General features: G+C 35.3%; 14 protein-coding genes and 5 pseudogenes. 16 read left to right on the top strand and 3 right to left on the bottom strand.

The annotated features are described in order from the left end of the window. Nucleotides 1-162: 162 nt before the first annotated feature. The 12 genes and pseudogenes from TKV_RS10595 to TKV_RS13645 all read left to right on the top strand — a co-directional run. Entirely contained in the window at nucleotides 163-1,443 is a 1,281-nt protein-coding gene (locus tag TKV_RS10595) for a hypothetical protein (protein ID WP_175574659.1), read from the top strand. A 3-nt stretch (nucleotides 1,444-1,446) separates the two neighbouring features. After that, nucleotides 1,447-2,829: an RAMP superfamily CRISPR-associated protein gene (locus tag TKV_RS10590; protein ID WP_049685903.1), complete on the top strand. Its 1,383-nt coding sequence runs from the start codon at nucleotides 1,447-1,449 to the stop codon at nucleotides 2,827-2,829. Then, the gene (locus TKV_RS10585; RefSeq protein WP_049685902.1) at nucleotides 2,826-3,380 is read left to right on the top strand and encodes a hypothetical protein; all 555 of its coding nucleotides are present in this window, start codon (nucleotides 2,826-2,828) and stop codon (nucleotides 3,378-3,380) included. Before TKV_RS10590 ends, TKV_RS10585 begins: the two co-directional genes overlap by 4 nt. A 2-nt stretch (nucleotides 3,381-3,382) precedes the next feature. Beyond that, on the top strand, nucleotides 3,383-4,378 hold the full coding sequence (locus TKV_RS10580; protein WP_049685901.1) for a hypothetical protein: 996 nt from the start codon (nucleotides 3,383-3,385) through the stop codon (nucleotides 4,376-4,378). 124 nt (nucleotides 4,379-4,502) lie between these two features. Beyond that, a complete protein-coding gene (locus TKV_RS10575; RefSeq protein ID WP_148307267.1) occupies nucleotides 4,503-5,003 on the top strand; it encodes a gamma-glutamylcyclotransferase family protein in 501 nt (166 codons plus the stop codon). Nucleotides 5,004-5,514: 511 nt separating this feature from the next. Continuing rightward, complete coding sequence (gene dhiT, locus TKV_RS10570; protein ID WP_049685899.1) at nucleotides 5,515-5,763, top strand: type II toxin-antitoxin system toxin DhiT; 249 nt, start codon at nucleotides 5,515-5,517, stop codon at nucleotides 5,761-5,763. Between the two features lie 6 nt (nucleotides 5,764-5,769). Continuing rightward, the gene (locus tag TKV_RS10565; protein ID WP_003870397.1) at nucleotides 5,770-6,024 is read left to right on the top strand and encodes a DUF2442 domain-containing protein; all 255 of its coding nucleotides are present in this window, start codon (nucleotides 5,770-5,772) and stop codon (nucleotides 6,022-6,024) included. 15 nt (nucleotides 6,025-6,039) lie between these two features. Then, nucleotides 6,040-6,255, top strand: a pseudogene (locus TKV_RS13855) (restriction endonuclease); the annotation flags it as partial. A gap of 347 nt (nucleotides 6,256-6,602) precedes the next feature. Continuing rightward, a complete protein-coding gene (locus TKV_RS14295) occupies nucleotides 6,603-6,719 on the top strand; it encodes a sunset domain-containing protein (RefSeq protein WP_455342609.1) in 117 nt (38 codons plus the stop codon). A 134-nt stretch (nucleotides 6,720-6,853) separates the two neighbouring features. Then, nucleotides 6,854-7,003, top strand: a complete 150-nt coding sequence (locus TKV_RS13165) for a hypothetical protein (protein WP_173402340.1) — start codon at nucleotides 6,854-6,856, stop codon at nucleotides 7,001-7,003. A gap of 160 nt (nucleotides 7,004-7,163) precedes the next feature. Further along, nucleotides 7,164-7,406 (top strand): annotated as a pseudogene (locus TKV_RS12560) (IS200/IS605 family accessory protein TnpB-related protein); the annotation flags it as partial. 139 nt (nucleotides 7,407-7,545) lie between these two features. After that, a pseudogene (locus TKV_RS13645) lies at nucleotides 7,546-7,686 on the top strand (IS256 family transposase); the annotation flags it as partial. Here TKV_RS13645 and TKV_RS10555 read toward each other — a convergent pair. Beyond that, a pseudogene (locus TKV_RS10555) lies at nucleotides 7,657-9,011 on the bottom strand (DEAD/DEAH box helicase family protein); the annotation flags it as partial. The pseudogenes TKV_RS13645 and TKV_RS10555 sit on opposite strands and share 30 nt — an antisense overlap. A 198-nt stretch (nucleotides 9,012-9,209) precedes the next feature. Between TKV_RS10555 and TKV_RS12555 the strand changes: the two are divergent. The 4 genes and pseudogenes from TKV_RS12555 to TKV_RS12550 form a co-directional block, all read left to right on the top strand. Beyond that, entirely contained in the window at nucleotides 9,210-9,617 is a 408-nt protein-coding gene (locus TKV_RS12555; protein WP_084574264.1) for an ArsR/SmtB family transcription factor, read from the top strand. After that, a complete protein-coding gene (locus TKV_RS10545; protein ID WP_201769475.1) occupies nucleotides 9,601-10,569 on the top strand; it encodes an ABC transporter ATP-binding protein in 969 nt (322 codons plus the stop codon). The genes TKV_RS12555 and TKV_RS10545 overlap by 17 nt, the downstream gene beginning before the upstream one ends. Next, nucleotides 10,566-11,300 (top strand): ABC transporter permease, encoded by a 735-nt coding sequence (locus TKV_RS10540; protein ID WP_049685897.1) that lies wholly within the window; start codon nucleotides 10,566-10,568, stop codon nucleotides 11,298-11,300. The genes TKV_RS10545 and TKV_RS10540 overlap by 4 nt, the downstream gene beginning before the upstream one ends. A gap of 439 nt (nucleotides 11,301-11,739) precedes the next feature. Beyond that, nucleotides 11,740-11,951, top strand: a pseudogene (locus TKV_RS12550) (transposase); the annotation flags it as partial. Here TKV_RS12550 and TKV_RS13640 read toward each other — a convergent pair. After that, entirely contained in the window at nucleotides 11,888-12,028 is a 141-nt protein-coding gene (locus TKV_RS13640) for a hypothetical protein (RefSeq protein WP_236617486.1), read from the bottom strand. The pseudogene TKV_RS12550 and the gene TKV_RS13640 sit on opposite strands and share 64 nt — an antisense overlap. Nucleotides 12,029-12,203: 175 nt before the next feature. Further along, nucleotides 12,204-13,649: an ATP-binding protein gene (locus TKV_RS10535; RefSeq protein WP_322785809.1), complete on the bottom strand. Its 1,446-nt coding sequence runs from the start codon at nucleotides 13,647-13,649 to the stop codon at nucleotides 12,204-12,206. Nucleotides 13,650-13,822: the final 173 nt, after the last annotated feature.

Here is a 13,822-nt window from a genome sequence, read left to right as displayed (position 1 = left end):
AAATTAGATGATTGGGATAAAAATCAAAATAGACCATTAAAATCAAAAATAGATTTTGATCAGAGAAAAATTGATTGGAACAATCTTACTGATTCAGATACAGACTTCTTGTCTACGCTTATCCTTCAATTTCTCCTTCGAAAAAATCCTTCTCCAGCGAGGTTGAGAAGGATATGGAATAGCACAAAAGAATTTTTTGAGGATATAAAAGCAGATATATGTGCTTATGCAGGTATTCCTCAAAACAGGAGGAAAAGATTTTATTGGGAAAATGTAAAAATTAAGGATACAGACAAAAATATCTCAGATGGCGAATATCAGGATGGAGAAGCTATTTTTTGGGCTGATAAAGGTAAGGTTTATTTAATATCTTATGTGAAAGATTTGCAAATAGGTAAAGAGTTTAATCTGAAAGAGTATACTGGTAACAGAAAAGTAATAACATCAGTTGAATATGTTGAAAACACAAAATTTGAATATTATCAACCTTATATCTCCATTATAGACCCTACACCTATTAGCTGGCAGTTTATTATACCTGCTGAGTATGTGCCTAATTTGATTGATAATGGCATGAAAAAATATTACGAAAATTTTAAATTTGTTTATGGGAAACTTCCACTTCATATAGGTGTAGTAATTCAGGATTATAAAAAACCCCTTTATGTAGGTATAAAAGCTTTAAGAAAAATTAGGAGGGATGTAGAAGAAATAGAGAGATTATCGATGAAAGAAAAACCATCTAAAGTTAAAGAAATATTAAAATCCCAAAAGAATGAGGAATTACAAAACAATACTGATAAATATTATTCATTATATTGGGATAATTATTCCAAAGGTTATGAATTTTATATAAAACCAGAGGACAGCTATAAGTGTTGGATATCTAACATTGACGAGATTGATGATGATAAGGAAATCACTATAATACCTAATACTTTTGACTTTGAGTTTTTGGATACAAATACAAGAAGAAATGATATTTATTATGATGAAAACAATAAATGGAAGAGAAAAATAGCACTTAAAAGCTCACGACCTTATGACTTAGAAATTTGGAAAAAGTTTAAAAAATTTAGAGAACTATTTGGTAAAGGAAATAGAGATGGAGTTGCAAGAAGTACAAAACTTCAAAAGTTAATTTCTGTAATCTATGACAAATGGGAGGCTTTAGTAAATAATGAATTCCAAACAAATGAAGAATTCAAAACAGATATTAATAAGGAAGGAACAAAAGCATTTCTTGCTGCAAGTTTTATTAATATTCTTAAACTAAAAGATGATAAAGAGCTTGCAGATGGGATAAAAGACTTATTTGACATTGGTAAATCTGAAGAAAATGATAATCTTTACGAGCTACTAAAAGAAAAGATGACCCCAGAGAATTTATGCCTTTTATTGGATATGTTTGAATTTTGGCATAGAGCTTTAAAGGAGGTATAGAAAATGTGTAAAAATGATTCTGTTAAGGAATTAAGAGTTTATGGGATGGCAACAGATCCAGTTTATATAGGCACAGGAGGATATACCATAGGTAGAGTTGATAATACAATAGTAAGAGATCCAATAACGAAGCTCCCCAAAATTCCTGGCTCAAGTTTAGCTGGTACTTGGAGGTATTATGTGACGCTGGAATTGATGCCCTTTGTTAAGTCAAAAATAGAAGAACACCTGGATCAAATTTTAGAATTTCTAAAAAATGAAAATGTAATAACAGAAGATGAAAAAATGGCATTAAAGGAGAATAAAGAGTTATCGAAGGTTTCTTTTAATGAATTAAAAAGGAGTATTTATAGAATTTTAAACATTCATTCGCACGGGAATGAAGATAAAAATAAGGAAGAAAAAAGGAAAAAAATTCATGAAAAATTGAAACAATATTTTGAAGAAAAATTTCAAATCAATACATTAACAGAAAATAATGAAAATAATTGGAGATACTATGAATATAATAAATTTTCACGAATTACTTGTGCTGGACAGGATAATACTCCGCAAGAAGAATTATCAAATGCACCATATGCTACAGATAATGAAGGTAAAACAGGACATTGCGGACATTGTATAATTTGTAAAGGATTTGGCTTTTCAAAGGAAGATTTAAGCTGGCAGGGGATGATTCATTTTAGTGATTTAAATATCTTGTTTTTCCCTGTGTTTACACGTTTAGGCACAAAATGGATAACAACAGAAGAAATATTAAAAAATGCTGGATTATATGATGAAAAAGTAAAAGGAGAAACAGATAAAAAATCAAATGCAGAAGAACAAAAGTTTTGTATTGCTTTAGAAAAAATAGAGAATGGACAAGAAAATGGACATATAAATCTTGGCTGGATTTATCTACCTTACAAAGTTGAAAATCTTCCAATTAAAATAAATGACGTACAATTTGATAAGTTTAAATTAGATATTAAAAAAATTATTATAGTACCAGAAAATTTGTTTTCTCAAATTGTCAATTCTAATCTTGAAGTAAGGACATCTGTTTCAATAGATCCAATAACAGGAGCAGCAAAAGAAGGAGCACTGTTTACTTCTGAAGCAATACCAAGGGGAACTATATTTTACGGTGATTTGAGAATATTTAATAAATCAGCTTTTGAAGGATTAGATAAAATAAAAGCTTTGCCTGATTATGATAAACTAGAGGATGCTTTGTGTGATTCTAAACACTTTTTTGAGACATTAGGTATTGGTGGTATGACAACAAGGGGCTTTGGAAGATTGAAATTAGAGATTAAAGAGAAAAAAACAAATTATGAGGAAGACACTAATAAGAAATCTGTTTGGAACAACACTGCTGGTAGTGGAGGTGAACAAGAATGAATGAAGCTAATTTTGAACCTACATTGGAATCTACATTAAATAAAATAGCTTTTGATATTGTAAATGATAAAATTTTGGAGGAAAATGAAATAAGTAAACTTTTGGGAGTCCTTTCTAATGATGGAGTTTATGCTATGTGGATTTATGTCCTGGATAAATTAAAAGTTAAATTCCACGAAGATGAGAAGAGTTTAAATGAAGAGAAAATTTTTAAATTGTTGAGTAAAATTGCAGAAATAGATAAGTTTGTCTTAAAAACATTGGATTATGATGCTGTGGTTAAAAATATCTCTAATTTGACAAAAGAAATAAATCAACTGCAAAAAGATATTAATCAACTACAAGGCAAAATTAAAAATAAATCTAATTCTCAAGAAGAAAAAAAACAATTAGAAAACCAGAAAAAAGCGAAAGAAAAAGATAGGAATAAAGAGCTTAATAAATACTTTTTAGATTTATCATCTAACTTAAATGATTTACTCTTTTTCAAAGAGCTTTTTGAAAAAGTGCTAATCTATGCCCTCTACCATGCAAAGGCTATGGGGGAATAAAAATGAAGTGGTATAAACTAATTTTTAAGCAAAACCAGCCTATACATATTGGTTCAATAGAGTGGGGTGTTATAAACGAGACTGAAATTTTCATTCCTGGCTGGACTATGTGGGGTGCTTTAACTCACCAGTATTTAAAGACAAATGGATTTAATGAAATTGACAAAGCTAAAAAAATATTTGAACATATTACCAACTTTTATCCTGCTGTAACATGTGAAAAAGATGGATGTTTAAATACCGACCCTTTATTTCCCAAATATAAAAAAGGGAATTTTTACATAGGAGATTATCTTGAGGAACAATTTAAATTTGAATTTGTGGATACTATTGTATCAACTGCAGTAGAACCACTATCAAGGAAAGCAAAGGATGAAAGCCTTCATGAATTTGAATTTGTACTGCCAAGGTCAAAACAGGATGGAAGCAGTTCGAAACAACTTTATTGGATAGGATTAATTGGGTTTGAAGAAGAAGTTATTAAAGATATAAACTCTTTAATAACAAATGGAAATAATGACCAAGATATAAAAGAAAATGATAAAAATGATGAAAGTAAAAAGAATGAGGACAAAGATTATAATGATTTTTTGTTAGATGTTTTTTCTAAAGTTTATATTGGTGGAGATTCTAAATATGGTTTTGGTGAATTGGAGTTAATTGTCATTAATGAACTAAAAGACGGGGAAGGAAACGCAGATGAAGGACTCAAAAAATGGGATGTAGATGAGAATGGTTATTTGTTTTTAGATGACAGTGATAATAGTTTAATTTTAAAGCAGTTTTTTGAGTTTTCACGCGAAGTGAAATTTGAAGGAGAACTTAAGTTACTTGCAGAATTTGACTTTACCCAAAATAATCCCAAAGTCGAAAATGCAGGTTATTTTGTGAATATAGGTAGTAAAATAATTATAGATAACAAAACATCAAAAAATAGTAAGGAGTTAAAAAATTATCGACTTTTTAAAGGGAAATTAATAAAAGATAAAAAACAATAGTAAGCTAGTTTTCTAGATGTTTTTATCAATGTTGACTAAACTTCTTTTGCGAAGGAAATTTTTGGGTTGGTGGAAATATAAATATAAGTGTACAATCACTGAAGATAGTGAGGTAAAAAGTGAAATGAGTGAAGTGATTTATTACGGTGCATATGGTTCAAATTTGCTTAGAGAAAGATTTCTTGTTTATATAAAAGGCGGAGTATATGAAGGCAAAGTGTATGAGGGATGCAGGGACAAAACAGAACCGGTAGCTATGGGGTGGATGTATGTTCCCTACCGGCTGTATTTTGCAAAATGCTCTCCAAGATGGGAAAATAAAGGGATAGCCTTCTTATCTTGTAAGAAAGAGACAAACCTCGAATTCTATTCTGTTATTAGATTGTGGAAAATAACTGAAGAACAATTTTATGATATTCAGAAACAAGAAGGCAAAAGTTGGTATAACTATATTTTGGAACTTGGTGAAAAAGATGGAGTTAAAATCAAAACAATAACTGGATGCTGGACCAATGAAATACAAAGTCCATCAGAAAAGTATCTAAAAATTATTAAGAAAGGATTAAAAGAAACCACCAATTGGGATGATGAAAAGATAAGGACATATTTAATGAAGTTTCTATAAAAGGAGATATTTTGGGAAAAGTAGAAAAGCATGTTAAAATTTTGAATATGTAAAATCAGGACGGATTTTCATTTTCGCTTTGCTCAAATCAAAAAATCCGGTTAAGAGAGCACCTCTGCTTTCGCAGACGTGCTTTTTTTGTTTGCCCCCGCGCAAAAAGATTGTACGCCTGCTCCCCTTACGGTCAAGGGGTCGGTGAGCATATCCTCCCTCGCATGCGCTCGGTCCGGTATCCCTCCCCGACCCCTTGACCTTCGGCTCGCAGGCCGTTTCGTTTTAACTGCCGGGGGCAAACAAGAAGCAAAGAAAAAATTTGAGGAGGTGTAAGCATATGGTGTAAGAGAGTAAGCTACAGCAGTATGTTTTAAGAGAATAGTTAAAAATATAATTATATTTCCCTACGCTGTGGTATAATTAATTATGAAGTGGAATTTTTGATATTTAAGGGATAATTAATTGCTTTGATATATAATATGATAAAATATGTTAGACTTAAGGAGAGGATAGTAAAATGCCAGAGGTAACAAGGTTTTATGGCATAGTAATTAAAATGTACTTTGGAGATCACTTTCCGCCACACTTTCATGCTATATATGGAGAATACGTAGGTGTATTTGATATTAATACTCTTAAAATGATTGAAGGAGATTTACCTAGAAGAGCAAGAGAGTTAGTCGTTGAATGGGCTAGCAAATATCAACGTGAACTTCTAGAAATGTGGGAGACTCAGGTATTTCGAAAATTGCCTGGATTGGAGTGATGGAACATGTATAAAGTTGTCAGTGTGAAAGCAACAGATGATTATAAACTGCTTGTTACTTTTGATAATGGAATAGTGAAAGAATACGATATGAAACCAAAGCTTAATGAGTGGCCGTTTGAGCTACTGAAAAACAAAGCTTTTTTCAAAGCGGTAAAAGTTGATCCAGGAGGATATGGTGTAAGTTGGAATAGCGAAATGGATTTGAGTGAATATGAGCTTTGGAAAAATGGTAAAGAAGTTAACCACAGTTTAAATTAAGCCGAGTTTTATGGCGCTTTAGATACCCCAGGGGCTAATAAAGGAATTTTTATTACAACCTCTACTTTTTCGAACGATGCTATTGAATATGCAAATCGATTGACAAATAAAAAAATAATATTAATTGATGGTTATCAATTAGCAGAATATATGATTGATTTTAATGTTGGTGTATCTGTTCAAGAAGTTTATGAAATTAAGCGAATTGACAATGATTATTTTGAAGAATAAATCAAAATCTATTTGCGTTTTTTGTCTACGAATAGGGGCAAATAATATAACAAAAAGCTGATTGATAACCTTTTTCTATTAAAATAAGAAAAGGTTTATTTTTTGTACATTTAGAGGAATTTATAAAGTTTTCTCGAATAATAGAATAATTTCAATGTCAAGCCGGGAGATTACACTGCTGGAAACAGTGGGAACGGCAGTACATCAAATACATCTTCATCAAAAACTTCCACCAATAATTTAAATCAAAGCTTACCATACGGTTATTACGGAGAACCGGACAAGGTATATGTGGATTCCAATGGGAATGGCTTAATTAAAGGCAACATTAACAGCAAAGGAGAAAAATATACCACATTCCCAGAGATCCATGGTACGACAGAACAAAAGCGGAAGTGTGGTTCAAGACAGAAGCAGAGGCACAGGCAGCAGGGTTTAGACCACCGAATGGGTGCCTGCAATGACCCTTTGCAAATCTGGGGATTTTTGAGTTGCAAAAGTGGGGATTTTTCTTTGCAACTTTGTCCATTTTTATTTTACAATAAACAAGCTAGCGCGGCCCTTGACAGAACCAATAGAAATTATGGAGGTAAAATAAATGGATGGTGTCAATTTTTTGATGGAAAAATTAAATAATTTTCCTGTAATTAAGGTTTCTTTGTTGTTTATACTAGTTGCTCTTGTAGTATTAAGCGGAATAAAAATAGGAGAAATAGTAGGAAAATTTGTATATTATATACTACGCTAATAGAGCCATTTGAGGGCTAAATTAAGCGAAAAATTTTTACAAAAAATATATGGAGATTCCCCTTTTTCTGATAAAATTTAAGTGACAAACAAAAACATTAACAGAAAGGAGAATCTCCATAGTATGAGTTTAACACTTAATCTTACAAAAGAAAAGCAGAGAAGAAAAGATACCAGACAATTATATAAAGTTTCTTAACGCACTAACTATAAATGAATTAGAAGAATTAAAAGAGCATGTAAAGGAAACAGTCAGAAACAAACAGTTGAAGAAAAAACACTTAAAAGAGATAAAGAAAGTGATAGAATTTCTACAAAGCCTTGAGAGTAAGCCAGGAAGGGTGCTAGAACCTCTGGATGGAACAAGTTTTAGTGTCCATAATTTCTGGCGAGTTCTCAAGGTAGAGGGAATTTTACACAAAAAATTGGACTTGATCAAATCCAGTTAAGTCTATATAATTGTGTAAAAAGAGATTGAGCCACCTCCATCCCTCTGGTTAGAATTAAATTGCCAACACAAAAACCTAATTGGAGGGATGAGAAATGGCTCAATATAATATTACCATCGATTCTGAAATTTTGCACCACCTTTTTCTAAATGGAGCTAAACATGAAGAGATGGCCAAACTATTGGAATCCGTACTCAACCAAATACTCCAAGCCCAGGCTAGCGAACAAATCAAAGGTAAGGCTCTCCACCATCTTCTTGGTCAGAGTGGTGACCAGTACCCGTTCATTTCTTTCAACGCACTGGCGTATCTCGCCAATCAAGTCGTCGATCTACCTTCAATCGGCTGTACCACCACCTTGGGATCAACCAGTCCCGTAGGCCTTATGATCTGTTCAACCACGCGCGACGACTTGCTGAGCTCGTACGGCCCCGGAGTAGCCCTAACGTAAATGACCTGGTTTATCTTGCTCTCAAACTCCTCAAATGTAAGGGGCCGGTTGTCATAAGTCGCAGACAACCTGAAACCGTACTCCACCAGGTTGTCCTTTCTGTAGCGGTCGCCGGCATACATGGCCCGCAACTGCGGTATGATGACATGAGACTCATCTATGAACACGAGGAAATCCTCAGGGAAATAGTCCAGCAGGGTATAAGGTGGCTCACCGGGTTGCCTGCCGTCCAGATAGAGGGAATAGTTCTCTATGCCGTTGCAGTATCCCACCTCGCACATTATCTCGATGTCGTAGTTGGTGCGTTGCAGCAGGCGCTGGGCTTCGAGGAAACGCCCCTGGTCCTTAAGCTCCTTAACCCTTATCTCCAGGTCGTACTCTATCTGTGCAATAGCCTGTTCCAGGCGTTCGCGCGACGATGCATAGTGCAAAGCAGGGAATATGGCCACATGGGTGCGGTATCCCAGCACTTCTCTGGTCAAGGCATCGATCTCTGTGATCCTGTCGATCTCGTCGCCAAAGAATTCCACACGGATAGCCTGGCCATAAGACCCTGCAGGGAATATCTCCACCACATCTCCTCTTACCCGAAAGGTCCCCCGCACGAAGTCTATATCGTTTCGCTGGTACTGTATGTCAACCAACTTGCGCAGCACCTCATCCTGGTCCTTTACCATCCCAGGCCGCAATGACAGGGTGAGGTCCCTGTATTCCTTGGGATTAGCCAAACCATATATGCATGATATGCTGGTCACAACTATTACGTCCCGGCGCTCAAGAAGCACCGAAGTAGTCGAGTAGCGCAGCTTGTCTATCTCATCATTAATAGAAGTCTCCTTCTCGATGTAGGTATCAGTGGCCGGCACGTAAGCCTCTGGCTGATAGTGATCGTAATAGCTCACGAAGTATTTGACGGCGTTGTCGGGGAAGAACGCCTTAAACTCACTTCACAGCTGAGTAGCCAGCGTCTTGTTGTGAGCTAATACCAGAGTCGGGCGCTGAACGCGCTTGATTACGTTTGCCATGGTAAAGGTTTTGCCCGAACTGGTCACCCCTATCAGGGTTTGATGCTTCTTGCCTTTATTTAAACCCTCCACCAGGGCCTCAATTGCTTTGGGTTGATCCCCCTAGGGTTTGAAATCCGACTTCAACTTAAAACGCATAACACAGCTTTCACCTCTTCAAGGTCAATTATACCACAATTCATATATAGCAAAGATTCTCAAACCAATTAAGTATTGACTTAACCAAAAATCGATTATATAATTTAATTAAGCGTATACTTAAATAAGCTACAGGAGGTCTTTATGAAGCTACTTTTGGTATTGAAAGCCATAGCCGATGAAAGCAGACTACAGATTATCAAAATGTTGCTGCAACATGATTATTGTGTAAGGGCTTTGTCCCGAAAGCTGGGCATATCAGAAGCTGCGGTTTCACAGCATTTAAAGGTGCTCAAAGAGGCAAATCTGGTAAGCGGCGAAAGAAAGGGTTATTTCATGCACTATAGCGTAAACAGGGAGACACTGCACCAGCTTGCCTGTGAGATTATATCACTGGCCTCGCTTGAAGGCCACACTTGCAATCATGAAAACGCAGGTGATGCACCACACAATTTGGGAAAATGTCGCGTCCACAATGAACAACAGTGCTGCCCTCACAAAAAAGAAGACCATAAACCGAAGGGAGATGCACAACATGATGGAAATAGTTAAGGTAACTGACCTTACAAAGAGATACGGGAATGTGGAAGCCGTTAGAGGCATTTCATTTTCAATCCAGCAGGGAGAAATATTTGGATTCTTAGGCCCCAACGGAGCGGGAAAAACTTCAACCATCAATATGCTTACCGGCCTGGCCAGGCCTACCAGCGGCCGTATTATAATTGATGGAATGGATGCTATAAAGGACATCAAGAAAGTCCAAAGCATCATAGGAATCGTGCCGGATGACAACAATCTCTATGATGAGATGGATGGCTTTGAAAATATGTGCTTTTGCGCCGCCCTTTATGGAATGCGAAAGAGCGAGCGAGAAAGGCGTGCCCGAGAATTATTGAAGCAGTTTAATCTTGTCAGTGCGGGTAAGCGCCCTTTTAAGACCTACTCCAAAGGAATGAAACGCAAACTCACCATCGCCGCAGGAATTATACATAACCCCAAGATACTGTTTTTGGATGAACCAACCACCGGGATAGACGTCGAAAGCGCAAGGCAGATAAGGCAGCTAATACTGGATTTAAAAAAGCAGGGCACGACAATCTTTATAACAACCCATTATATAGAAGAAGCAGAACGCATTTGTGATAGAATTGCTTTTATCGTAAACGGTAAAATTGTAAAGACTGGCACGGTGGAACAGCTGATGCAGCACGCACAGGACGAACACATCATTGAACTGAAGCTCAGCAGAGATATAAAAAACCTGAAAACCAAAATTGAGGATAATTTTAAAAATTGTCGGGTAGAGGTTCCAGGTGAAAACTCCTGTCTGCTAATATCCAAAGAACCCATAAAATTATCCCCCGTTCTCCAATTCCTCGATGCCAAAGGCGTCTCCGTCTATGAAGCAAAGGCAATAAAACCAACGCTTGAAGATGTGTTTGTAAAAGTAACCGGCATTCAAGCCGCCGAATTGAAAAAGGATGAGGTGAAAAAACAAAAATGAAGAAGTGGATTGCATTTTGGAATATCTTGAAAAAAGACATGCGCACCTATTACCTCAAACCGCCGAACATAAGCTGGGGGATCATTTTTCCAATTTCATGGACACTCATGCAGTATATCCGTTCGCCGCAAAGGGTAGAGATAAAAGAATTGTTGCCGGGCCTTATGGCAATGAGCATATTGTTTGGAACCACCTCTATGCTGGCAGTTACAATCACATTTGAAAGAAGGAGTCGTTCGTTTGATAGGCTGCTGCTGGCACCAATCAGTTTAAGCGTTCTTATCCTGGCAAAAATATCAGGGGCAATTTTGTTTGGGGTTCTCAACGCCTTCCTGCCTGTCGCTTTTGCATCGTTCTTTACAGATTTAACCGGCATCAAGTGGGGTACAGCCACTATTGGAGTATTGCTTACCGCAATCAATTCCACGCTACTGGGGCTCTTGATTGCCACATCAGCAAAAGAAGTGTTTGAGGCCCAGACCTTCTCAAACTTCTTCAGGTTTCCCATGCTGTTCCTGTGCGGGCTGTTCATACCGATACAGGACCTGCCCGGCATACTAAAAGCCATATCGTTTTGCCTGCCCTTAACCTACGGGACAGACATGTTAAAAGGAGCAATTACAGGAAGTTCGCTTATGAATACCGAAATTTGCGCATCTATGCTTTTGGCCTTTGCAGCCCTGCTGTTTTACCTCTCGCAAAGGAATATAAAAAAGAGATGGATACTGTAGTATTGTACTGGAAATACAACCTGAAATTACAGCTTGCATCATCGCGATAGCAAAAATATAATAAAATATAATAAAAAATGTAAAAAATTTAAACAAACTGGAAGATGGTCAGATATGGAAATGGTATACATTAGTATAGACCAAGGAATGCCGCGCTATGTATACACTGGCTGCAAAAACTGCACAAGCATTATGGGCATAAGCCTGTGCAGTATCAAAAACAGGGGATGCTGTTATTATCACCCCAAGTTCACTCTTTTGGATATACAGAGGATAGACTTGTGCAAAATTCAAAAGCCTTCATTTAAGCGATTCTGGAGACATACTTTTTTTCTATCACTCTTGAATTTTTTATCTTTTATGTAGGATTTCACCTCCCATTTGTCGAATTATTATATATACAGCATGAAAATATTTCTTAAGGAGGAGGAAATCCTACATGTACCAGCTTCAATTACTTTTAAATATACCTGAACTCTTTACTTCCAGTCTAAAATAGACTTTTATTCTTCTATGTTTAAAAATCTTGATCTGTCTTCAATACCTGAATTCCCTTCCTCTAGTCATGGCCGTAAGGGTTACTCTCATCATGCAATGTTTAGAGCTTTTATTGTTATGCAAGCTTTAAGATTCGGTACAATTTCTGACCTTTCCCCAGGCTTTAATATGCCGTTACTAACCATTTCTCTTATATTTTTGCTTATTTCCACATAAAGAGGCCTTTCCATTGTTTTCACTTCCTTTCTAAGCTGTCCGACACCTTAATTATAATATTACTTTGTTAAGTTAAAATTAAGCCTAAGTTAAAATCTTGTTAAACTTTAATAGTTTGCTTAGCTAAAAAATTTAAAAGTGGTACATATATAAAAACCCCACCAAAATACAAGGTGAGGGAAAGCTGTGTTATCTTCCGAATAAATACATAAATACATGAGCAGGAATTTTTATTATCGGTACTTTTGTAGAAATCTTGACTTTTCCATAATCTTCTGGTCTTTTTGTTACTAATACTGCTGAAACAATATTTTTTTCTTTTTGACTCATCTCCACAATGGCATCATTCTCAGAAAGTGTCGTATCTTCTCTGAATTTTACTTTAATTAAGGATTTGCTATGTGGAAATTCAACAACTACATCAATTTCTTTTTGATTATCAGAAGATTTTCTAAAATAACCTATTTTAGCATTTGTTTGCAAGTAAAAATTATAAATATGTTTAAAAATTGCTGTCTCAACCGTTATTCCAAGCTCTTTACTGTCTAAGAGTATATTGTCTATCATTAAAACTGCATTTCTCAAAGCAGGATCAGAAACGTAAATTTTTGGTTTTGCTTTTAAAACTTTTTTCCCGCCTAATTTTATGGGTAAACTTTTGTAAATTAAATTCGCATTTTCTAGAAGATGAATATAGTTTTCTACCGTTACTGTTGAAACATCTCCAATTTCTTTACTTATCGTTGAAATATTTATAACACTTGCAGAATTGAAGCATAAGTATAAAAATACCTTCTCTAATACTGCTAAGTTTCTTACATTAAATAAAGAAGGTATATCTCTTTTAATAACTTTGTCAACCACGTCTTCTCTTAATATTCTTTGCACTAAGAACTGATCTTCTGAGAATACAAATTCGGGGAATCCCCCTCTTGTTAAATACTTATTAAAATACTTTTGCAAGGGCATAAGTAAAAACATAAGCTCACTTAATTGAGACTCATTTAAATTTGAAATTTCGTTTAAATCTAAATCGGGTAAGTTATTTGGTCTTTCTAGGACTCCAAGTATTTCACAAAATTCATAAAAAGAAAGAGTAGGTACAGAAATAACAGTCCACCGACCAACACCACTTTCTTTTGTACCTTCAATAAGTGCAGGAGAAGCTGAACCTGTGGCAATAATTCTCCAGTTTGGTCTGGTGTCATAATAGACTTTTAACCATCTGTCCCAATCACTTGCATATTGAATTTCATCTAGAAATATATAAGCTTCCTTTTCTTGATTTATGGCTGTTTCATAAAGGTTAATAATTTGGTCGAAGGAACTTAATTTAAATAAAGGATGATCAAAAGATACATATAATATTTTTTTTGGATGCACTTGATTTTTTAAAAGGGTTTCTATCATTTGATATAAAATTGTGGTTTTACCAACACGGCGTGCCCCTGAAAGTATAACATATCTTCTAATGGCTGGATGCATTAGTAATTCGAATGCTTGATGATAGACTACTCTCTTTACGGGTTTAGACAGATCTTGAGGGAAATATCCTTCCCTCCACCATGGGTTATAAGAATATAAAATCCTTAATATATTCTCTGAGCTTGTAATAGACATTTTTTCACCTCCCACTTATAATATTATAACACATACTTTATGTTTTTATACAAAAAATATAAAGTATACTTTATATTTTATAGATAATTTTTTAAACCGCATTTTAAATTTAGTGATATTAGTTGAAAAGACGTGCTTTTTTTGTTTGCCCCGCAAAAGGAATTATACGCCTGCTCGCCTAACGGTCA

This window comes from Thermoanaerobacter kivui, assembly GCF_000763575.1.
In the GTDB taxonomy this organism is placed as follows: domain Bacteria; phylum Bacillota; class Thermoanaerobacteria; order Thermoanaerobacterales; family Thermoanaerobacteraceae; genus Thermoanaerobacter; species Thermoanaerobacter kivui.
The sequence above is the reverse complement of the archived record's forward strand: the minus strand, read 5'-3'. Positions and strand labels throughout refer to the sequence as shown.

Coding starts and splice junctions, on each gene's coding strand:
- TKV_RS10590 (WP_049685903.1), top strand. CDS start 1,447: ATGTGTAAAAATGATTCTGTTAAGGAATTAAGAGTTTATGGGATGGCA.
- TKV_RS10585 (WP_049685902.1), top strand. CDS start 2,826: ATGAATGAAGCTAATTTTGAACCTACATTGGAATCTACATTAAATAAA.
- TKV_RS10580 (WP_049685901.1), top strand. CDS start 3,383: ATGAAGTGGTATAAACTAATTTTTAAGCAAAACCAGCCTATACATATT.
- TKV_RS10575 (WP_148307267.1), top strand. CDS start 4,503: ATGAGTGAAGTGATTTATTACGGTGCATATGGTTCAAATTTGCTTAGA.
- dhiT (WP_049685899.1), top strand. CDS start 5,515: ATGCCAGAGGTAACAAGGTTTTATGGCATAGTAATTAAAATGTACTTT.
- TKV_RS10565 (WP_003870397.1), top strand. CDS start 5,770: ATGTATAAAGTTGTCAGTGTGAAAGCAACAGATGATTATAAACTGCTT.
- TKV_RS13165 (WP_173402340.1), top strand. CDS start 6,854: ATGGATGGTGTCAATTTTTTGATGGAAAAATTAAATAATTTTCCTGTA.
- TKV_RS12555 (WP_084574264.1), top strand. CDS start 9,210: ATGAAGCTACTTTTGGTATTGAAAGCCATAGCCGATGAAAGCAGACTA.
- TKV_RS10545 (WP_201769475.1), top strand. CDS start 9,601: ATGATGGAAATAGTTAAGGTAACTGACCTTACAAAGAGATACGGGAAT.
- TKV_RS10540 (WP_049685897.1), top strand. CDS start 10,566: ATGAAGAAGTGGATTGCATTTTGGAATATCTTGAAAAAAGACATGCGC.
- TKV_RS13640 (WP_236617486.1), bottom strand. CDS start 12,028: ATGGAAAGGCCTCTTTATGTGGAAATAAGCAAAAATATAAGAGAAATG.